21 protein-coding genes are annotated in these 18,450 nt (G+C 69.1%); 9 read left to right on the top strand and 12 right to left on the bottom strand.

Annotated features, from left to right (window positions below):
* Both ACFU5V_RS22105 and ACFU5V_RS22100 read left to right on the top strand, forming a co-directional pair.
* Positions 1-882 (top strand): coenzyme F420-0:L-glutamate ligase (locus ACFU5V_RS22105; RefSeq protein ID WP_378701845.1); only part of this gene is annotated, 882 nt, incomplete at its 5' end.
* A gap of 10 nt (positions 883-892) precedes the next feature.
* Complete coding sequence (locus ACFU5V_RS22100) at positions 893-1,441, top strand: NUDIX hydrolase (protein ID WP_378701843.1); 549 nt, start codon at positions 893-895, stop codon at positions 1,439-1,441.
* Positions 1,442-1,455: 14 nt separating this feature from the next.
* On the opposite strand, the gene ACFU5V_RS22095 is transcribed toward ACFU5V_RS22100, so the two are convergent.
* From ACFU5V_RS22095 to rfbD, 3 genes are read right to left on the bottom strand one after another with little or no spacing between them, the layout of a single operon-like run.
* A complete protein-coding gene (locus ACFU5V_RS22095; RefSeq protein ID WP_378437275.1) occupies positions 1,456-2,535 on the bottom strand; it encodes a sugar phosphate nucleotidyltransferase in 1,080 nt (359 codons plus the stop codon).
* On the bottom strand, positions 2,525-3,424 hold the full coding sequence (locus tag ACFU5V_RS22090; protein ID WP_378437273.1) for a glycosyltransferase family 2 protein: 900 nt from the start codon (positions 3,422-3,424) through the stop codon (positions 2,525-2,527). Before ACFU5V_RS22090 ends, ACFU5V_RS22095 begins: the two co-directional genes overlap by 11 nt.
* A 34-nt stretch (positions 3,425-3,458) precedes the next feature.
* Positions 3,459-4,307, bottom strand: a complete 849-nt coding sequence (rfbD, locus tag ACFU5V_RS22085; RefSeq protein WP_378701841.1) for a dTDP-4-dehydrorhamnose reductase — start codon at positions 4,305-4,307, stop codon at positions 3,459-3,461.
* 122 nt (positions 4,308-4,429) lie between these two features.
* Between rfbD and ACFU5V_RS22080 the strand changes: the two genes are divergently transcribed.
* A complete protein-coding gene (locus tag ACFU5V_RS22080) occupies positions 4,430-5,908 on the top strand; it encodes an LCP family protein (RefSeq protein WP_378701858.1) in 1,479 nt (492 codons plus the stop codon).
* 23 nt (positions 5,909-5,931) lie between these two features.
* The gene (locus ACFU5V_RS22075) at positions 5,932-6,651 is read left to right on the top strand and encodes a TIGR03089 family protein (protein WP_378701839.1); all 720 of its coding nucleotides are present in this window, start codon (positions 5,932-5,934) and stop codon (positions 6,649-6,651) included.
* Here ACFU5V_RS22075 and ACFU5V_RS22070 read toward each other — a convergent pair.
* Positions 6,636-7,016 carry a hypothetical protein gene (locus ACFU5V_RS22070; protein WP_378701837.1) on the bottom strand — a complete coding sequence of 127 codons (381 nt, stop codon included), beginning with the start codon at positions 7,014-7,016 and terminating at the stop codon, positions 6,636-6,638. The two genes, ACFU5V_RS22075 and ACFU5V_RS22070, sit on opposite strands and share 16 nt — an antisense overlap.
* A 125-nt stretch (positions 7,017-7,141) precedes the next feature.
* Between ACFU5V_RS22070 and ACFU5V_RS22065 the strand changes: the two genes are divergently transcribed.
* On the top strand, positions 7,142-7,279 hold the full coding sequence (locus tag ACFU5V_RS22065; RefSeq protein ID WP_378701835.1) for a DUF559 domain-containing protein: 138 nt from the start codon (positions 7,142-7,144) through the stop codon (positions 7,277-7,279).
* A 2-nt stretch (positions 7,280-7,281) separates the two neighbouring features.
* Here ACFU5V_RS22065 and purE read toward each other — a convergent pair whose 3' ends face one another.
* On the bottom strand, positions 7,282-7,809 hold the full coding sequence (purE, locus tag ACFU5V_RS22060) for a 5-(carboxyamino)imidazole ribonucleotide mutase (RefSeq protein WP_378437264.1): 528 nt from the start codon (positions 7,807-7,809) through the stop codon (positions 7,282-7,284).
* Positions 7,793-9,052, bottom strand: a complete 1,260-nt coding sequence (locus tag ACFU5V_RS22055; RefSeq protein WP_378437262.1) for a 5-(carboxyamino)imidazole ribonucleotide synthase — start codon at positions 9,050-9,052, stop codon at positions 7,793-7,795. Before ACFU5V_RS22055 ends, purE begins: the two co-directional genes overlap by 17 nt.
* A gap of 131 nt (positions 9,053-9,183) precedes the next feature.
* Here ACFU5V_RS22055 and ACFU5V_RS22050 point away from each other — a divergent pair, with 131 nt between their 5' ends.
* Entirely contained in the window at positions 9,184-9,729 is a 546-nt protein-coding gene (locus tag ACFU5V_RS22050; RefSeq protein ID WP_378437260.1) for a GtrA family protein, read from the top strand.
* A gap of 3 nt (positions 9,730-9,732) precedes the next feature.
* On the opposite strand, the gene ACFU5V_RS22045 is transcribed toward ACFU5V_RS22050, so the two are convergent.
* The 5 genes from ACFU5V_RS22045 to ACFU5V_RS22025 are packed head-to-tail and all read right to left on the bottom strand — an operon-like array spanning position 9,733 to position 13,791.
* On the bottom strand, positions 9,733-11,067 hold the full coding sequence (locus tag ACFU5V_RS22045; RefSeq protein WP_378701833.1) for an ATP-binding protein: 1,335 nt from the start codon (positions 11,065-11,067) through the stop codon (positions 9,733-9,735).
* Between the two features lie 8 nt (positions 11,068-11,075).
* Positions 11,076-11,756, bottom strand: coding sequence for a response regulator transcription factor (locus ACFU5V_RS22040; RefSeq protein WP_025432276.1), 681 nt, complete (start codon positions 11,754-11,756; stop codon positions 11,076-11,078).
* 39 nt (positions 11,757-11,795) lie between these two features.
* Positions 11,796-12,353, bottom strand: a complete 558-nt coding sequence (locus tag ACFU5V_RS22035) for a PH domain-containing protein (RefSeq protein WP_378701831.1) — start codon at positions 12,351-12,353, stop codon at positions 11,796-11,798.
* Positions 12,354-12,368: 15 nt separating this feature from the next.
* A complete protein-coding gene (locus tag ACFU5V_RS22030; RefSeq protein ID WP_378701829.1) occupies positions 12,369-12,926 on the bottom strand; it encodes an HdeD family acid-resistance protein in 558 nt (185 codons plus the stop codon).
* Between the two features lie 16 nt (positions 12,927-12,942).
* Positions 12,943-13,791, bottom strand: coding sequence for a biotin--[acetyl-CoA-carboxylase] ligase (locus ACFU5V_RS22025; RefSeq protein ID WP_378437252.1), 849 nt, complete (start codon positions 13,789-13,791; stop codon positions 12,943-12,945).
* 116 nt (positions 13,792-13,907) lie between these two features.
* On the opposite strand from ACFU5V_RS22025, the gene ACFU5V_RS22020 reads away from it, so the two are divergent.
* The 3 genes from ACFU5V_RS22020 to ACFU5V_RS22010 are packed head-to-tail and all read left to right on the top strand — an operon-like array spanning position 13,908 to position 16,583.
* Entirely contained in the window at positions 13,908-15,548 is a 1,641-nt protein-coding gene (locus ACFU5V_RS22020) for an acyl-CoA carboxylase subunit beta (RefSeq protein WP_378701827.1), read from the top strand.
* Positions 15,549-15,571: 23 nt separating this feature from the next.
* A complete protein-coding gene (locus ACFU5V_RS22015) occupies positions 15,572-15,928 on the top strand; it encodes an acyl-CoA carboxylase subunit epsilon (RefSeq protein WP_378701825.1) in 357 nt (118 codons plus the stop codon).
* A 10-nt stretch (positions 15,929-15,938) separates the two neighbouring features.
* The gene (locus tag ACFU5V_RS22010) at positions 15,939-16,583 is read left to right on the top strand and encodes a Maf family protein (protein ID WP_378701823.1); all 645 of its coding nucleotides are present in this window, start codon (positions 15,939-15,941) and stop codon (positions 16,581-16,583) included.
* On the opposite strand, the gene ACFU5V_RS22005 is transcribed toward ACFU5V_RS22010, so the two are convergent.
* Positions 16,566-18,284 (bottom strand): MFS transporter, encoded by a 1,719-nt coding sequence (locus ACFU5V_RS22005; RefSeq protein ID WP_378701821.1) that lies wholly within the window; start codon positions 18,282-18,284, stop codon positions 16,566-16,568. The genes ACFU5V_RS22010 and ACFU5V_RS22005 overlap by 18 nt on opposite strands.
* Positions 18,285-18,450: the final 166 nt, after the last annotated feature.

Here is an 18,450-nt window from a genome sequence, read left to right as displayed (position 1 = left end):
TGGCGCAACGGGCAGATCGACGCCGCGATCGGTGCGGCCGGGTTGCCGGTGCTGCACGGATACGCCGGGGCCCGGGACTCGCAGGGCAACGAACTCGTGGTGACGGAGGTCGCGGTCGCCGACGAGATCGCCGCGGCCGGGGATCTGGTCAAGGGCAAGCTCGGTGGGGTGCCGGTCGCGGTGGTCCGCGGTCTGGGCCTGACCGACGACGGGTCGCGGGCACGGGACCTGATCCGCGGCGGCGAGGAGGACCTGTTCTGGCTCGGCACCGCCGAATCGGTGCAGCGGGGGCGGGCGGAGGCGGTGCTGCTGCGCCGCTCGGTCCGGGACTTCGCCGACGACCCGGTCGACCCGGATGCGGTGCGGGCGTCCATCGCCGAGGCGCTGACCGCCCCGGCGCCGCACCACACCCGGCCGGTGCGGTTCGTGTGGATCCGCACCCGCACGGTGCGCGAGGAATTGCTGACCGCGATGCGGGAGCGGTGGCAGGCCGACCTGACCACCGACGGCATGGACCCGGCGGCGGTGGCGGCGCGGGTGGCGCGGGGGAACATCCTGTTCGACGCGCCGGAGGTGATCATCCCGTTCTGTGTGCCCGACGGCGCACACCCCTACCCGGATCCGCGTCGGCGGGCGGCGGAGGCGACGATGTTCACCGTCGCGGTCGGCGCGGCCGTGCAGGCACTGCTGGTGTCGTTGGCCACCAAGGGAATCGGCAGCTGCTGGATCGGTTCGACGATCTTCGCCCCGGACACCGTGCGCGGTGTCCTCGGACTACCCGACGACTGGCAACCGCTCGGCGCGATCGCCGTCGGCTACCCCCTCGAACCACTCACACCCCGCCGGCCCACCGACCCCGGCGACGCCCTCGTCGAGAAATGACCTGCACGCCATGAGCGCCGAATCACTGCACCGCACCGCGACCGCCGCGCTCGAGGGCTGGAAGACACTCGACGAGAACGACGAATCGTTGCGGCACACCATGCTTGCGTTCCTCGCCTCCGCGCCGCTGGGGTGCCTGCGTAAGTACGCGCCCGGACACATCACGGCGTCCTCCCTCGTCCTGGACGAGGGAGGGTGTCATGTGCTGCTCACCCTGCATCCCCGGGTCGGCCGGTGGATCCAATTGGGCGGGCACTGTGAGCCTTCCGACGACACCGTCGTCGACGCCGCACTGCGGGAGGCGTGCGAGGAATCGGGGATTCCCGACCTCCGGATCGACCCCGAACTGCTGTCGGCGCACACCCACCCGATCACGTGCTCACTCGGGCAGCCCACCCGGCACCTGGATCTCCGGTTCCTCGTCCGCGCGCGGTCCGGCGCCCACATCGTGCGAAGCTCCGAATCGACGGATCTGCGCTGGTGGCCGGTGGACGCTCTGCCGCCGAACGCGGAGAAGTCCACGATCGACCACCTCGTGCACCTCGCCGGACTGCGCTAGGGGCGCTGTTCCTTTCACACGTCCGTGCTGAACCGCACCCCGCCGTCGGGCAGCGTCACGCCCGGCCACACCCGCGCTCCGCGCAGCAGTTCGCACCGGGCACCGACATCGGCTCCGTCACCGATCACCGCGTCCCGCACGAGGGCCCGCGGACCGATGCGCGCACCGAAACCGATGATGGACCGTTCCACGGTGGCACCGGCCTCGACGACGGCGCCGTCGAACAGCACCGCACCGTCGAGTCGTGCGCCCGCACCCACCTCGGCGCCGCGGCCGACGACGGTGCCGCCGATCAGCAGCGCACCCGGAGCGACGCCCGCACCCGGATGGACGAGCGATTCGCCGCGGGGTCCGTCGAGCGCCGGCGACGGAGCGATGCCGCGCACCAGATCCGCCGAGCCGCGCACGAAGTCCTCGGGAGTGCCCATGTCCCGCCAGTACGACGAGTCCACGTGTCCGTAGACGCGGGCGTCACCGGCGAGCAGCGACGGGAACACCTCACGCTCCACCGACACGGGACGGCCCTCGGGGATCTGTTCGATGATCTCGCGCTTGAAGACGTAGCAGCCGGCGTTGATCTGGTCGGTCGGCGGGTCCTGGGTCTTCTCGAGGAAGGCGGTCACCCGGCCGTCCGCATCGGTGGGCACACAGCCGAACGCCCGCGGATCCCCCACCCGCACGAGGTGCAGCGTGACGTCGGCGTCACGGGTGCGGTGCGTGTCGAGGATCGCCCCCAGGTCGGTGCCGCCGAGGACGTCACCGTTGAAGACCATCGCGTGGTCGCCGCGCAGCTTCGGCAGAACGTTGCGGATGCCGCCACCGGTGCCGAGCGGTTCGGTCTCGGTGACGTAGTCGATCTCGAGTCCCAGCTTGGAACCGTCCCCGAAGTACTCCTCGAAGACCTCCGCCTTGAAGGACGTGCCGAGCACGACGTGCGTGATCCCGGCAGCCTCGATCCGCGCCAGCAGATGCTGGAGGAACGGCAGACCCGCTGTGGGCAGCATCGGCTTGGGCGCCGACAAGGTCAGCGGGCGCAGCCTCGTCCCCTTGCCGCCGACCAGCACCACGGCATCGGTCGTCTTCTCAATTGCCATCTGTCGTTCCCCCCTCGTTCTGGTTCCTGCGTCGCTCGCGGACCGCGGCGGCCACGGCGATCTTCGACCGCACCGCCAATCCTCCCCGAAGTGCCCACCGCAGCGGCGCCTGCCACCACTGGGGATGGCGATCGGCCTGGAACCGGTACGCGCTCTGATGGTGTGCGGGCAGCATCAGTTCCGGATGCTTGCCCGCGGCGTGCCCCTTCGCGTGAGTGACCTCGGCGGAGGGCACGTAGACGTTGAGCCATCCGGCCTTGCCCAGGCGGTCGCCGAGGTCGACGTCCTCCATGTACATGAAGTAGCGGGAGTCGAAGCCGTTGATCGAGTCGAACGCGACGCGGCGCATCAGCAGGCACGAACCGGACAACCACCCGACGGACCGCTCGCTGACGGTCTCGTTCTCCTGGCGGTAGCCGGCAGTCCACGGGTTGGACGGCCACACCGTGCCCAGCACCGCATGCCCGGCGCCCGACACCAGGTCGGGGACCTGACGCGCCGACGGGTAGATGCTTCCGTCGGGTTCCAGAACGAGAGGTCCGAGCGCCCCCGCCCGCGGCCAGCGCTCGGCGGCCGCGAGGAGAACGTCGATCGATCCGGGCGCCCAGCGAACATCCGGATTGGCGATGACGACGAACTCGATGTCGTCGTCGATCTCCGCCACAGCCCTGTTGATGGCACCGCCGTAGCCGATGTTCCCGCCGGTGCGCAGCAGGCGCACATGCTCGTGCGCCGCGTCCGCGGCCTCGGGGGCGCCGTCCGTCGAACCGTTGTCGGCCATCACGACCTGCGGATCTTCTTTCGTCGCCTCGGCGAGAGTGCCCAGGAATTGCTCCAGATGCTCACCTGGCGAATAGGTCACCGTCACCACGGCCAGCTTCGAACTCACGCGGGCAAGCGTAGCCGTTGAACGGGGGTCCCTCTCACACCGCGGCATGCAGAGCGGCGCGCAACGCGTCTCGCCACGGCCGCAACGGGGTCAGCCCGGCGTCGGCCCACCCGCGGCCGGACAGCACCGAGAACGCCGGTCGCGGGGCGGGGCGCACGAACTGGGCACTCGTGCACGGGTGCACGCGCTGCGGGTCGGCACCTGCCTCCTCGAACACGGCACGCGCGAGGTCGAACCAGCTCGCCCGGCCCGAGTTCGTGGCGTGCAGTACCGGTGCGCCGATGTCGCCGCGACCGGCCAGTTCGAGCAGCGCGTCGGCCAGGTCGCCGGCGAATGTGGGCGAACCCACTTGGTCGTCCACGACGTCGACCGTGTCACGTTCGCGCTCGAGGCGGCGCATGGTGGAGACGAAGTCGGACCCCACCCCGCTGTACACCCAGGCCGTGCGCACGATCTGCGCGGACGGAAGCGCAGCATGGACGGCGCGCTCGCCCGCCAGCTTGGTGCGTCCGTAGACGGTCGCGGGACCGGTCGGGGCGTCCACCTCGTACGGCGTGTCGCCGTCCCCGGCGAACACGTAGTCCGTGGAGACGTGGATCAGCCGGGCACCCACGCGGGCGCACGCCGCCGCCAGGTTCGCGGGACCGTCCTCGTTCACCGCCCGCGCGGTGCCCTCGTCCGACTCCGCGGCGTCGACCGCGGTGTACGCGGCGCAGTTGATCACCACCGAGCCGGCTTCGACCTGGGCATCCACCGCGTCGCGGTCGGTGATGTCGAGCTCGCCCGACCCCACACCCCGCGCCGGAATCCCGGCGGCCTCGGCGCGTCGGAGAAGGTGTCCGCCCAGCTGCCCCCGGGCGCCGGTCACAAGGATGTTCGTCACGGCGCCCAGTCTGGCACGCCGATCCACGCCTCCCTGCTCCAGCCGCGTCGACCAGTAGCCTGGTTTCCGTGTCACACGAGCAACCCGCACCAGACGCTCCCCCGAGCACCGCTCGGCGGCCGATTCACATCGCTGTCGCGGTGCTGTCGGTGCTCGCACTCGTCGTCACGGGATTCGCGTGGCGGAGCATCGACTCGCTGCGCAACAATCTGGCAACCGCGGGCGGTCTCGGACTCGGCGGAAGCGCCGACGGCGCCGTCGACATCCTCATGGTCGGCACCGACAGCCGCACCGACGCCCACGGCAACCCCCTCTCCCAGGAGGAACTCGACTCGCTGCGGGCCGGCGAGGAGGTGGCGTCCAACACCGACACCATCGTCCTCATCCGCGTGCCGAACGACGGCAGTTCCGCCACCGCCATCTCGATCCCCCGCGACTCGTACGTCGACGTGCCGGGGATCGGCATGTCGAAGATCAACGCCGCCTACGGCGCCACCAAGGAGACCGAACGGCTGAAACTCGTCGAGGACGGAGCCACCGACAAGGAGGCCGAGGAGGAATCGACGAAGGCAGGCCGCGAAGCCCTCATCGAATCGGTGGCAGACCTCACCGGCATCACCGTCGACCACTACGCCGAGGTCGGGCTGCTCGGGTTCGTCCTCCTCACCAACGCGGTCGGCGGCGTCGACGTCTGCCTCAACGAACCGGTGGACGAGGACATGTCGGGCGCCCACTTCCCCGCAGGGGAGCAGACGCTGAAGGGTGCGGACGCACTGAGCTTCGTCCGCCAGCGCCACGACCTGCCCCGCGGCGACCTCGACCGCATCGTGCGCCAGCAGGTGTTCATGGCCTCGCTCGTCGGCAAGGTGCTGTCGGCGAAAACTCTCAGCGACCCCGGCAAACTGAACGAACTCAGCGGGGCGGTGCAACGCTCGGTCGTGCTCGACGACGACTGGGACATCATCGAATTCGCCACCCAGCTGCAGGACCTCGCCGGCGGCAAGGTGCAGTTCGAGACCATTCCGGTGGCGGACCTCAACGGTATGACCGACTACGGCGAGTCCATCGTCGAGGTCAAGCCGAAGGATGTGAAGAAGTACGTGGCCGGTCTCGTCGGTGAGGAGCCCACCGACTCGGAGGACACGACCACCAAGTCCGAGACACCCGACATCGACGCCTCGACCGTCACCGTCGACGTCGCGAACGCGAGCGACGTCGGCGGTCTCGCGAACGGTGTGGCCGACGCACTCACATCGCTCGGCTACGGGCAGGGTGAGATCGGTAACTACACCGGCAAAGCGGTGAGCGAGACCACCGTCTTCGCGCATTCCGCGGACGACGACAGCGCCAAGGCGGTCGCGGCCGCACTCGGCGGGCTCCCGACCGACACCGATTCGACCCTGCCGGAAGGCTCGGTCCGGGTGGTGCTGGCCGGTGACTACCAGGGGCCGACGTCCGCGGAGACCATCAGCACCACCTCGTCGTCCGAGTCCTCGGAGACGGGCCTCGAACCCGTGTCCACGGCAGGAACGACCCCCACCCCGGCACCGCCCGGCCCGCCCATCGATGCCGGCTCGTCGGGCCCGCGTTGTGTGAACTAGAAAACGAGAGACGGACTGTGTCCATGAACCATGCGTCCCGCACGCTGACCGATGCTCTGCTCGACCCCATCCTGAAGAACGACCCGGCCGGACCGCGCGTCACGTTCTACGACGACGCGACGGGCGAACGGGTCGAACTCTCGGCGCTCACCCTCGCCAACTGGGCGGCCAAGACCGCCAACCTGCTGCGCGACGAATTCGCCGTCGAACCCGGCGCCCGCGTCGCAGTGCTCCTGCCCGCGCACTGGCAGACCGCCGCGGTCCTCCTCGGCGCCTGGTGGGCCGGCGCGGAGGTCGTCCTCGAACCCGACGCGGACGCCGAGATCGCCCTCGTCTCCGCTGCGCGTCTGGGCGACGTCGAGGACGTCCCGGAGGTGGCGGCGCTGTCGCTGGACGCGTTCGGCCGCCCCGTTCCCGACCTCCCCGCCGGCATCACCGACTACGCCACCTCGGTGCGTGTTCACGGCGACCAGTTCCGGCCGACGGTCGCCGGACCCGCGCTGGCAGGCAGGAGCGTCGACGACGTTCTCGCCGCGGCCGTGGCGTCCGCCGAGTCGCACGGGATCACCGGCACCGACCGGGTACTGTCCGTCGAGGCGTGGGACTCCCCCGACGCCCTGATCGACGGGCTGGTGGCCGTGTTCGCGGCCGGCGCGTCACTGGTGCAGGTCGCCCACGCCGACACCGCAGCGCAGGCGCGGCGCGTGGACACCGAGAAGATCACCCGTCAGCTGTCCCGGTAGCCGCCGTCCGCGAGGCCCGCGGCGATCTCGAACCTGTTCCGGGCACCGCGGCGCCTCGACTCCTCGAACAGGTACCGCAGCGCGAACGTCCACCCGTACGTCGCCCACTGGTCGGCGTGGACCGCTTCGTGTCGCAGGAGCGGTCTCGCCGGTTCCTTGCCGGTGAGAAACGCACCGCCGACCGTCGTCCCACCTCGCGCGTACCCACCGCGCATGCCGCTGCACACGAAGAGGCCGAACTCGTCGTCGAACGCGATGCGCGCACCCCACAGCCGGGCATACGCCAGCGCCAGTCGAGTGATCGCCGCCGACTGCGGATTCCCCCGCGAAGCCCGGATCGTCGGCATCCCGCGGCTGCGTTTCATGTGCGCAGGATAAGCGCTCCCGGCAGCGTTCATCCACAACCTCACGCCCAGGCGCTCTTCGACTGCGCCGTCGTCATGCCCGAGCGAGATGCCACATCACTCGTCGATGCCGAGCTGAGCCCATCGTGTTCAGAGGAGACCGCCGGCGTCAGAATTGGCTCGTCCGGGAGGGGTGGATGGTGCTTCGCTTCGCGGCCTACGACGTGCTGGCCCATCCCGATGCGATTGCCGACGAGATCATCGCCGCCGTGCGCCGGAAGTGAACTCAGCCCAGCAGCTTGTCGCGGAGGGCCTGATCCTTGCCCAGGACCATCTTCTCGAGCCCGTCCTGGAATGCGACCATCTGCTGCTGCAGGGCGGGGTCGGCGGCAGCGAGGATGCGGACGGCGAGGAGGCCGGCGTTGCGGGCTCCGCCGATGGACACGGTCGCGACGGGGACGCCTGCGGGCATCTGCACGATCGAGAGCAGCGAGTCCATGCCGTCGAGGTACTTCAGCGGGACGGGCACACCGATGACGGGCAGCGGCGTGGCCGACGCGACCATGCCCGGCAGGTGGGCGGCGCCACCGGCGCCGGCGATGATCACCTGGATGCCGCGGCCTGCGGCGTCCTTCGCGTAGTCGAGCATGCGCTGCGGTGTGCGGTGTGCGGAGACGACACCGACCTCGAAACGCACCCCGAATTCGGCGAGCGCCTCGGCGGCGGCCTCCATGGTGGGCCAGTCCGAGTCGCTGCCCATGATGAGCCCGACCTGTGCGCCGTGCCGTGCTGCCGTGTCACTCACCGTGTTCATCCCATCCGTCGGTCCATTCAGCGTGCGAGAGCCAGTGTGCGGCACGTTCGGCCCGCTCACGGATTCGTGCCACGTATTCGGGGTCGTCGATCGAGCCGGGCCCGCCGACGATGTTCACGTGACCGATCTTCCGGTCCTCACGTTCACCCTTGCCGTACAGGTGGATCTTCGCGTCGGGCATCCGCGCGAAGAGGTGGTGGACGCGTTCGTCCATGCTCATCTCGGGCGCAGTCGGTGCGCCGAGCACGTTCGCCATCACCGTGATCGGTGCGAGGGGTGCGGTGTCGCCGAGCGGGTAGTCGAGGACGGCGCGCAGGTGCTGCTCGAACTGTGAGGTGCGGGCGCCGTCCATGGTCCAGTGACCGGAGTTGTGCGGGCGCATCGCGAGTTCGTTGACGACGAGCGTGCCGTCGGTGGTCTCGAACAGTTCGACGGCCATGGAGCCGACCACTCCGAGCTCGGACGCGATGCGGAGCGCCAGTTCCTCGGCCGCCTCCGCGACCGCGTCGGGCAGTGCGGGGGCGGGGGCGAGGACCACGGCGCACTGTCCGTGGCGTTGCACCGTCTCGACGACCGGCCACGTGGCGCCCTGCCCGAACGGTGACCGTGCCACCATCGCGGACAGCTCACGCCGCATCTCGACCTTCTCCTCGACGAGGAGCGAGACACCCTTGTCGAGTTGCTGGGTGACGATGCGCTCGGCCTCGTCGGAATCGCCGGTGATCCACACGCCGCGACCGTCGTACCCGCCGCGGACGGCCTTGATGACGACGGGCCAGCCGTGTTCGGCGCCGAACTTGACGACATCCTCGGCCCAGGTCACCTCGGCGAACGCCGGAACCGGTGCGCCGAGTTCGCCGAGCTTGCGGCGCATCGCGAGTTTGTCCTGCGCGTAGATGAGCGCCGTCGGCGGCGGCTGCACGTTGACACCCTCGGCGACGAGGACGTCGAGGTGCTCGGTGGGCACGTGCTCGTGGTCGAACGTCAGCGCGTGCGACCCGACGGCGGCCCTGCGGAGCGCGTCGAGGTCGGTGTGGCTCCCGAGGACGACGTCGGGGCTCACCTGCGCTGCGGGTTCGTCGGCGGTGCCGGAGAGCACCCGCAGTGTCTGGCCGAGCGCGATTGCGGCCTGGTGGGTCATTCGCGCGAGTTGGCCGCCACCGATCATCGTCACGACGGGTTGCCCGGCGGTCAGATCGCGGGGAGTCGTGGGACGCGGTGTGGAGTCAGAGTTGCCGGTCACGGGTTACTAGTTTGTCACGTCCGGCGGCGGGTTCCACCGCCGAGGTCGCCGGTCCCCGGTTTCTGTGATTCTCCTGATGATCTCGCCGCCAATTGGTGGTATCCGGTCCGACTTTCGTAAACTCATCCGTTGTGTCATTTGTCGACGGCGTCCTTGCACGCGTTCCCCAGCCTTTCCGGGCTCTCGCGTTGCGGCATCACGAACTGATCAAGTTCGCGATTGTGGGCGGCACCACCATGGTCTTCGACCTCGCGATCTTCTATTCGCTGAGCCTCACGATCCTCGAAGAGAAGCCGGTGGTCGCGAAGGTTCTGTCCGGAATTCTCGCGACGGTCCTGAGTTACATTCTCAACCGCGAATGGTCGTTCAAGAACCGCGGCGGACGGGAACGTCACCACGAAGCCCTGCTGTTCTTCACGATCAGCGGGATCGGTGTTCTCCTCGCCGCCGCGCCCCTGTGGATCGCCAACAATGTGTTCGACATCCGCGAGACGCAGGACAACCTGACCACGCTCGTGATCGTCGACTTCGTGCTCAACTACATCATCGGAAACCTGCTGCAGATGGTGTTCCGCTTCTGGGCCCTCCGCCGGTTCGCCTTCCCCGACGAGAACGTGCATCTCGTCGATCCGGATCTCGTCGACGAGGCCGCCGAGGAAGAGATCGGCCAGCCCTGACGTTCAGCGCGGTTCCCGGATACCGGTGACGCGCGTCGGCACGTGCTCGCGGGCGATGGGGACGAAGATCGCGAACAGGGCCGGACGGCGACGTTGCAGTTCCAGCCGGCCACCGTCCGCCTCGATGAGCGCGCGGGCCAGTGCCAGGCCCACACCGGTCGAACCGGCCCCCGAGAAACCGCGGTCGAAGATGTGCGGCGCAAGGTCGTTGCTGACACCGACCCCCTCGTCCGACACCTCCACGCACACCATCGCCTCGCGCGGCGACAGTTCCTTGCCCGGCGCCCTCTGATTCTGTCCCTGGATCAGGCGCACCGAGACGGTGCACGTCCCCGCCCCGTGCATGAGCGCGTTGTCGACGAGTACGGCCACCGCCTCCCGGAGCCGGGAACCGGTGGTCGACGCCATCACGTTCGTGTCTCCGCGCAGCAGCAACTCGCGGTCGGCGTCCTCGAACGGCCGTTTCCAGTCCGCGATGACCACACCGAGCTCCCGGATCACCGACACCTGGGTCTCGGTGCCGCTGCTGCGGGACGAGCGGACCAGTTCGTCGATCGCGACGGTCAGCCGGTCCACCTGTGCCATGGCCTCGTCGGCCTCGACGACGACGGCCGGATCCGGGTGCACGGACAGTTCGTCGAGCCGGAGACGGACAGCCGTGAGCCGGCTGCGGAGCTGGTGGGAGACGTCGGCGACGAGCGCGTGTTCGCGCTGCAACCGTCCCGCGATCTCTACGGTCGCCGAGTCGAGAACGTCGGAGACGCGGTCGAGTTCGGGGATGCCGTGGCGTCGCACGTCCGGCCGGAAGTCGCCCTCGGCGAGCCGGGCCGCCCGGTTCGCGACGTCCCGTAGCGGATCGGCGAGCCGCTTCGCCGTGACGTAGGCCACGACGGTGCCTGCGGCGATGGACACGAGCACCAGCAGCGCGACGGCACCGACGGCCTGGCGTTGCTGGGTGCGCATCTCGTCGGACGGCACCTCGAGGCGGAGCGAACCGGACGTGCCCATCGCGAGAGACTCCACCAGTGGCGACTGCACGGACGATTCGCCGATGTCGACGCGTGCGGCGCCGTCGTCGGTCGTCGGGTACACCACGACCAGACGGCCCCCGGCGGGCGTCAGCAGTCGCAGAGAGTTCGTGTCCAGGTCGCCCTCGACGACGCCGTTGACGCCCTCCTGGGTGATGATCTCCGCCGCCATCCGATCCAGCCGGACCTGCAGGTCGCTCCGGTTGAAGTCCTCGACCCACAACCAGGCCGTGTAGATCAGCGGCACGCCGAGCAGCAGCGCCGTGAGGATCACCACTGCGAGGATCGACTGGAGAATTCTGCGGCGCACTACCCCGCCTAGTCGGTGTTGATGCGGAAACCGACGCCGCGGACCGTCGCGATGCGACGTTCGGCGGCGGGCCCCTCGTCACCGATCTTCCGGCGAAGCCACGACATGTGCATGTCGAGGGTCTTCGAGCCGCGCAGTTCCACGTCGCCCCACACTTCCGCGAGAATCGTGTCGCGCGACACCACCTGCCCCGCATGTTCGAGCAGCACCCGCAGAAGCTCGTACTCCTTGTTGGCGAGGGCGATCTCGGTTCCGTTCACGAGCACCCGGCGGGCCGCCGGCTCGAGCCGGATGCCTCCGACCTCGACGACGGAATCCTCGCCGCCGCCGCGACGGCGCAGCAGGGCACGCACCCGGGCCATCAACTCCGCCAACCGGAACGGCTTGCCCACGTAGTCGTCGGCGCCCGCATCGAGTCCGACGACGAAGTCGACCTCGTCGGTGCGCGCGGTGAGCATGAGCACCGCCAGCTCCGAACTGTGGGCACGGACCTGCCTGCACACCTCGAGCCCGTCCATCCCCGGGAGTCCGAGGTCCAGGATCAGTAGGTCGTAGGCACCGTCGAGCGCCTGCTCGAGCGCTGCCGGGCCGGTCTGCTCGATGGTGACGTCGTACCCTTCCCGGCCCAGTGCCCGCGACAGCGGGGCGGCGATGGCTTCGTCATCTTCGGCAAGCAATACAGCAGTCACCTCCACAGCGTACGGAGGTGCGGAGACAGCCGTGACCGGTTACCAGCCTTTGCCGGTGTCGGCGTCGCCGCGCGGGTCTTCCCGCTCCCGTTCGCGGTGCAGATCCATCGCGTCGAACACTTGGTGGTAGAGCAGCGAGTGGACGCGCTGAACGTCGGGGATGTCGTCGAATTCCAGCGGGTCGTCGGAGGACGACACGATGACGAGCGTTCCGGTGCGGAGCATCCGGTCGAGGAGGCCGTGCCGGAACTGCACGTTGCTGATGCGTCCCATCGGAATGTCGATCCCCGTGTGGGTCATCACACCCTGGCGGATGAGGACGCGTCGGTCGGTGACGATGAAGTGGGTGAACTTCCAGCTGAGAAACGGCGCGACGCAGCGCCATACGACGAGTCCCAGCCACAGCACGAGGACGACGACGAGCACGACGTTCAGCGTGGAGCCGTCCAGCTTGTTCTCGGCGAAACCCGCCGCGAAACCCGCGACCGCCGTCGCCAGCAGAAAGGTGACGGCGGGGAGCAGCAACATCTTCCAGTGCGGATGGCGGTGAAGCAGTAGTTCCTCGTCCTCGGCGAGCGCGTCCTCCGGATATCCCATGCGAAGAGTGTGCCTCTATCGCATGCGGCTGAGCACGATCGGGGTGATCACGATGATGATGCCGTACAGCACCATCCACACTCCGACCACGATCACGAACACCTCGAGCGACAGTTCGGGCTGCAGGAGCACGAACGCCCCGGCGACGACGCTGATCACTCCGAGCACGATGGTCAGGCCACGGTTCGCGACCGAACCGGAGGCCCCCTCGACGATGTCGAGGACACCCCGGAACACCCACCACGCACCGACGACGAGCGCGATGATGACGACGGTCTGGAGCGGGCTCCTCAGCACGAGGAACGCGAGAAGTATTGCCAGGGCGCCGGATACGCCAATCAGGGTGCGCGCGGCTCCACCGGCCTCGACGTCGGCGAACGCCCGGATGATCTGGACGATCCCGAATCCGAAGAACTGGATGGCGATCAGGACGGCCAGCACCGTGAGTGTCACGTGCGGCCACACGAGCACGGCGATGCCCAGGCCCAGGGTGAGCAGACCGAGCACCACCGTGAGACCGGTCAACGTGCGCCGGGCTGCGGTGACGGAGGACTCCGGAATTGAGGTACTCATGTACCACAGTGTGGCACTACTCGGTGCGCACCGGGCGTAAATGTGTGATGTCACCTGCGGCGACGGCGACCGTGCCGGGCTGTCCGTCGGGGGCGATCACGACCCGGCCCTCCGCGTCGACGTCCGTTGCGATGCCGATCAGTTCGCGCCCGCCGGGCAGTTCGGCGCGCACCCGCTGGCCGAGTGTGCCGCAGCGCTCACGGTAGGCCGCGGCGAGTTCCGTGACGTCCCAGTTCGAGTCGTGCCACTGCCGCCAGCGGTCGGCGATGGCGCGCAGCACCGCCCGCACCAGGGTGTCGCGGTCACTGACCTCGGCGCCCTCGAGGACGAGCGACGTCGCGTGCTCGACGGGCAGTTCGTCTCTCGTGAGGCTCACGTTGAGTCCGATCCCCACGACGACTGCGGGATCCGGTGCCGTGGCGGACACCTCGGCGAGGATCCCGGCGACCTTGCGTCCGTCGATGAGCACATCGTTGGGCCACTTCAGTTCCGCGGGGACCTCGGCGGTGGCGCGCAGCGCGTCGACGACGGCGACGCCGGTCAGCAGCGGCAGCCACCCCATGTCCTGGAGGCTCATCCCCGGCATCGTCAGCAACGCCGAGACGGCGATCTGTGCCTGCGGCGGACTCACCCAGGCGCGCGAGTGGCGGCCCCGGCCGCTGCCCTGGAATTCGGCGAGCAGCACGTGCCGGTCGCAGTCCGACGTCGCGGCGCGCGCGAGAAGGTCCGCGTTGGTGGACCCGGTCTCCTGCACCACGTCGAGCCGCGACCAGAACTTGCGGGGGTCGCTGTCGTCGTCACCGCGGACGAGCGCCGCCCGCAGATTGTCGGCGTTGAGAGGGGGTCGGTTCAGGTCGGTCCACATCACCACAGCCTAGGACGAGCAGGAAAAGGTACTGGTCAGTAGCCGGGTCCGGGCAACCCGCCGCGTGACCACCTCCCTTGGCGGAAGCTCGCCGGCGCTCGTTAAGCTGACCTGTCATGACCACTGTTCAGGAGCCGAGCGCGGCGGAGTCGGCGAGTACGCCCGATATTCACACGACGGCGGGAAAGCTCGCCGACCTGCGTAATCGTCAGGCCGAGGCGCAGCACCCGAGCGGTGAAGCCGCGGTCGAAAAAGTGCACGCCAAGGGCAAGCTCACCGCCCGCGAACGCATCACCGCGTTGTTGGACGAGGGCTCCTTCGTCGAACTCGACGCCCTCGCCCGGCACCGCTCGGTGAACTTCGGCCTCGCCGACAACCGCCCCGTCGGCGACGGCGTCGTCACCGGCTACGGCACCGTCGACGGCCGCGACGTGTGCGTGTTCTCGCAGGACGCCACCGTCTTCGGCGGCTCCCTCGGCGAAATCTACGGCGAAAAAATCGTCAAGGTCATGGACCTCGCCCTCAAAACCGGGCGCCCCCTGATCGGCATCAACGAAGGCGCCGGCGCCCGCATCCAGGAAGGCGTCGTCTCCCTCGGCCTCTACGGCGAAATCTTCCACCGCAACGTCCAGGCGTCGGGCGTCATCCCCCAGATCTCCCTGATCATGGGCCCCGCCGCCGGCGGCCACGTCTACTCCCCCGCCCTGACCGACTTCGTCGTCATGGTCGACCAGACCTCCCAGATGTTCGTCACCGGCCCCGACGTCATCAAGACCGTCACCGGCGAAGACGTCACCATGGAAGATTTGGGTGGCGCGCACACCCACATGGTCAAGTCCGGCGTCGCCCACTACGTCGCCTCCGGCGAACAGGACGCCCTCGACTACGTCAAGGACCTGCTCTCCTACCTGCCGTCGAACAATCAGGCCGCCGCCCCCCGGATGCTGCCCACCGACCCGATCACCGGCGCCATCGAGGACTCCCTCACCGCCGAGGACCTCGAACTCGACACCCTGATCCCGGACTCGGCGAACCAGCCCTACGACATGCACGAGGTCATCCGCCGCATCCTCGACGACGACGAATTCCTCGAGGTCCAGGCCGAACGCGCCGGCAACATCGTCGTCGGCTTCGGCCGCGTCGACGGCCGCTCCGTCGGCATCGTCGCCAACCAGCCCACCGTCTTCGCCGGCTGCCTCGACATCGACGCCTCCGAAAAAGCCGCCCGCTTCGTGCGCACCTGCGACGCGTTCAACGTCCCCATCATCACCCTCGTCGACGTCCCCGGCTTCCTGCCCGGCACCGACCAGGAATACAACGGCATCATCCGCCGCGGCGCGAAACTGCTCTACGCCTACGGCGAGGCCACCGTCGGCAAGATCACCGTCATCACCCGCAAGGCCTACGGCGGCGCCTACGACGTGATGGGCTCCAAGCACATGGGCGCCGACGTCAACCTGGCCTGGCCCACCGCCCAGATCGCCGTCATGGGCGCCTCCGGCGCCGTCGGGTTCGTCTACCGCAAACGCCTGCTCGAGGCCGCCAAAAACGGGGACGACGTCGACGCGCTGCGCCTGCAACTGCAGCAGGAATACGAGGACACCCTCGTCAACCCGTACGTCGCCGCCGAACGCGGCTACGTCGACGCCGTCATCCCCCCGTCCCACACCCGCGGACAGATCGTGGCCGCCCTGCGCCTGCTCGAACGCAAAATGGTCACCCTCCCGCCCAAGAAGCATGGGAACATCCCGCTATGAGTGTCGGCGAATCATTGGACAGAGTGACGGATCTCCCCGAGGACGACATGGGCACCGAGACCGGTCCGGATGCGACGTCGCCAGTCAACGGTTCCGCAGCGGGCACCACGCTCGAGGAGGGCGCAGTCACCGACCTCCCCGCCGACGGTGCCGCAGCCGATGCGGCCCGCGAGCCGTTCTTGAAGGTGGTCAAGGGTTCGCCCTCCGACGAGGAGATCGCGACACTCGTCGCGGTGTTGTCCGCGGTCGCGGCCGCAGGCAGCGGTGATCCGGATTCGGGTATCCCGCCCGAGTCCTGGGGTGCCCCCACCCGGATGCACCGGAGTGTCGCCCCGTTCTCGCCGTACGCGTTCCCGAACGTATCGGCGTACCAGCGTTGATCCGGGCCTCGTGACGTCCTTCGTTCTCGCCTCGGCGTCCCCGGCGCGGCTGGCGGTGCTGCGCAGTGCCGGCGTGGAACCGGTGGTGCGAGTCTCCGGGGTCGACGAGGATGCGCTCATCGCGGCACTCGGTGCCGACGCCGCCCCCGAGCACGTCGTCACCGAATTGGCCCGCGCCAAGGCCAAGGACGTCCTCCCCGTTCTCGCGCGCGACGGGATCGCGGACGCGGTGATCGTCGGATGCGACTCCATGCTGCTGATCGACGGCTCGCTGCAGGGCAAGCCCGGGACCGTCGACGTCGCGCGCGAGCGCTGGTCGTCGATGGCCGGCCGCAGCGCGACCCTGCTCACCGGGCACAGCGTCCTGCGGATCGCCGAGGGCGCGGTGGTGGGCGACGCTCACGACCACAGCGCCACCGTGGTCCATTTCGCGAGCCCACCGGACGCCGATCTGGAGGCCTACCTGGCGACCGGAGAACCACTCCAGGTCGCGGGTGCGTTCACCCTCGACAGCCTCGGCGGATGGTTCGTGGACCGCATCGAGGGCGACCCGTCCAGCGTGATCGGGATCGGTCTGCCACTCGTCCGGAGGTTGCTCGCGGACGTCGGGGTCGGCGTCGCCGAGTTGTGGGCGACGTCAGGCCGCGGCGACTGACCCGTCGTCGACCGGCTGGTTCCGGCGCGGCAGGGTCAGCGACGCCACCCCGATGGCAGCGGCGACCGCCGCGATGATCCAGAGGATGCGGCGTTCCGCCTGCAGAAACGCCTCACCTGCCGCATTGCGGGTCGATTCCCGCGCCGCGACCACCGCGGAGTCGGCGATCTGCTGCTGGGCAGCACCGAGGGGGGTTCCTCCCGATACCGGTGAGCGGCACTCGCCGGGCACCGTCATCGGAGACGTGGACCCGAGCTGTTCCGACGCGCACCGCACGAACGTCTCCTCCGCGCGCGGGATCAGCCCCGGCGGCACCCCGACCTCGGCGAGCTGAGCGGTCAGCGCCGGCCGCTCGGCCTGCACCGCGTCCGCCGACTGTGTCGCGACGAGGTTGAAGAACACCACGCCGACCACCGCGAGCCCGATCGAACTGCCCACCTGCTGGACCGTCGGCAGCAGCCCGGACACCGAGCCCGCGTTCTGCGGTCGCACGGTCGCGAGGATCGCCGTCTGGAGCGGCGCCACGAACAATCCGAGCCCGGCTCCCCCGATGAACAGGGGCCCGGCCAGCGCCGACCACCTCGGATCGGTGCCCTCGTGCTGCAGTTGCGCTGCCAGCACGACGAGGGAGCCCGCGAAGAGCACCATCCCCGACGGCAGGACGAGGTTGCCGATGCGCCGGTAGACGGCGGCGGAGGCCAGCGCGGCGAGACCGGTGCCGAGCGCCCACGGCAGCGTCGTCATCCCGGCCCGCAGCGGGGAGAACCCGAACCCGAACTGCAGGGTGAGCGAGATGGTGAAGATCAGCGACGTGAGAGTGCCGAAGAATACGAACGCGATGGCGGCGCCCAGCGAGAACGCGCGGTCGGTGAACAGTTCCAGGCGCAGGACGGGGTCGCCGCCGCGGCGCCCGAGCCGCCACTCGTAGACGACGAAGGCGATCAGCACCGGCACCGAGCACAGCAGCATCACCACGATCGACGTCGGCCAGCCGCGTTCACGTCCTTCCGCGAGCGGAAAGATCAGGAGGAACAGCCCGACTGCCGACAGCACGGCACCTCCCGGGTCGAGTTGGCGAGCACCGTCCGGCTTCGCGTCGACGAGGTAGAAGTAGCCGAGGACCAGGGCGGCGAGACCGAGCGGGAGGTTGACGAAGAAGATGAGCCGCCAGCCCCAGCCGAAGAGGTCCCACTGGATGAGAAGTCCGCCGACGAGGGGACCGCAGATCGTGGCGAGCCCGATGGTCGCGCCGTAGATCCCGAACACCCGCGGGTGGGCGCGTTTCGGGAAGAGTCCCGAGATGATGGCGAACGTCTGCGCCGACATCGACCCCGCCGCGAGCCCCTGCAGCGCCCGCGACACGACGAGAGCGGTCGGCGTCTGGGCGAGCCCGCAGAGCAGTGAGGCCACGATGAAGACGGCCAGTGCGGTGAGGAAGACGCGTCGCCGGCCGAGCAGATCCCCCAGTCGCGCCGCCGTGATCAGGGAACATGCGAAGGACAGGGTGTAGACGCTCACCATCAGCAACTGCGCCGACACCGAGGCGCCGAGGTCGACCGCGATGCTCGGCAGCGCGACGTTGACGATGGTCGCGTCCAGGAGTTGCATGAACACGGCGGCGAGACTGGTGGCCAAACCCAGCCAGGGGACCCACCGACCGAGTTCGCCCCGATAGAGTGCGTCACGCTGGGTCACAGGCATCCGGACAGGCTAGCGGCTCGAACCTCACAGGTTGCTGTGAGGTTGTTCCGAAGTTGCTGGATGGTACGCGAAGAACTTGCAGCGTAGAACCCCTTTGGCTGACACTTGACTAAACTGGGACCGGCCTGTAATCAGTCTCATACTTCTTTACCTCTCGCGGTAAGGC

The organism is Rhodococcus sp. NPDC057529, assembly GCF_042802055.1.
GTDB lineage: Bacteria > Actinomycetota > Actinomycetes > Mycobacteriales > Mycobacteriaceae > Rhodococcus_F.
Note: the sequence above shows the minus strand (reverse complement) of the source record. Positions and strands in the feature narration are given on the sequence as shown.

Bases quoted from the DNA above. Each gene is read 5' to 3' on its own strand.
- ACFU5V_RS22035 (WP_378701831.1), bottom strand. From the start codon at position 12,353: ATGGGATATCCGGAGGACGCGCTCGCCGAGGACGAGGAACTACTGCTT.
- ACFU5V_RS22075 (WP_378701839.1), top strand. From the start codon at position 5,932: ATGAACCATGCGTCCCGCACGCTGACCGATGCTCTGCTCGACCCCATC.
- ACFU5V_RS22005 (WP_378701821.1), bottom strand. From the start codon at position 18,284: ATGCCTGTGACCCAGCGTGACGCACTCTATCGGGGCGAACTCGGTCGG.
- ACFU5V_RS22100 (WP_378701843.1), top strand. From the start codon at position 893: ATGAGCGCCGAATCACTGCACCGCACCGCGACCGCCGCGCTCGAGGGC.
- ACFU5V_RS22095 (WP_378437275.1), bottom strand. From the start codon at position 2,535: ATGGCAATTGAGAAGACGACCGATGCCGTGGTGCTGGTCGGCGGCAAG.
- ACFU5V_RS22070 (WP_378701837.1), bottom strand. From the start codon at position 7,016: ATGAAACGCAGCCGCGGGATGCCGACGATCCGGGCTTCGCGGGGGAAT.
- ACFU5V_RS22025 (WP_378437252.1), bottom strand. From the start codon at position 13,791: ATGTGGACCGACCTGAACCGACCCCCTCTCAACGCCGACAATCTGCGG.
- purE (WP_378437264.1), bottom strand. From the start codon at position 7,809: ATGAACACGGTGAGTGACACGGCAGCACGGCACGGCGCACAGGTCGGG.
- ACFU5V_RS22020 (WP_378701827.1), top strand. From the start codon at position 13,908: ATGACCACTGTTCAGGAGCCGAGCGCGGCGGAGTCGGCGAGTACGCCC.
- ACFU5V_RS22030 (WP_378701829.1), bottom strand. From the start codon at position 12,926: ATGAGTACCTCAATTCCGGAGTCCTCCGTCACCGCAGCCCGGCGCACG.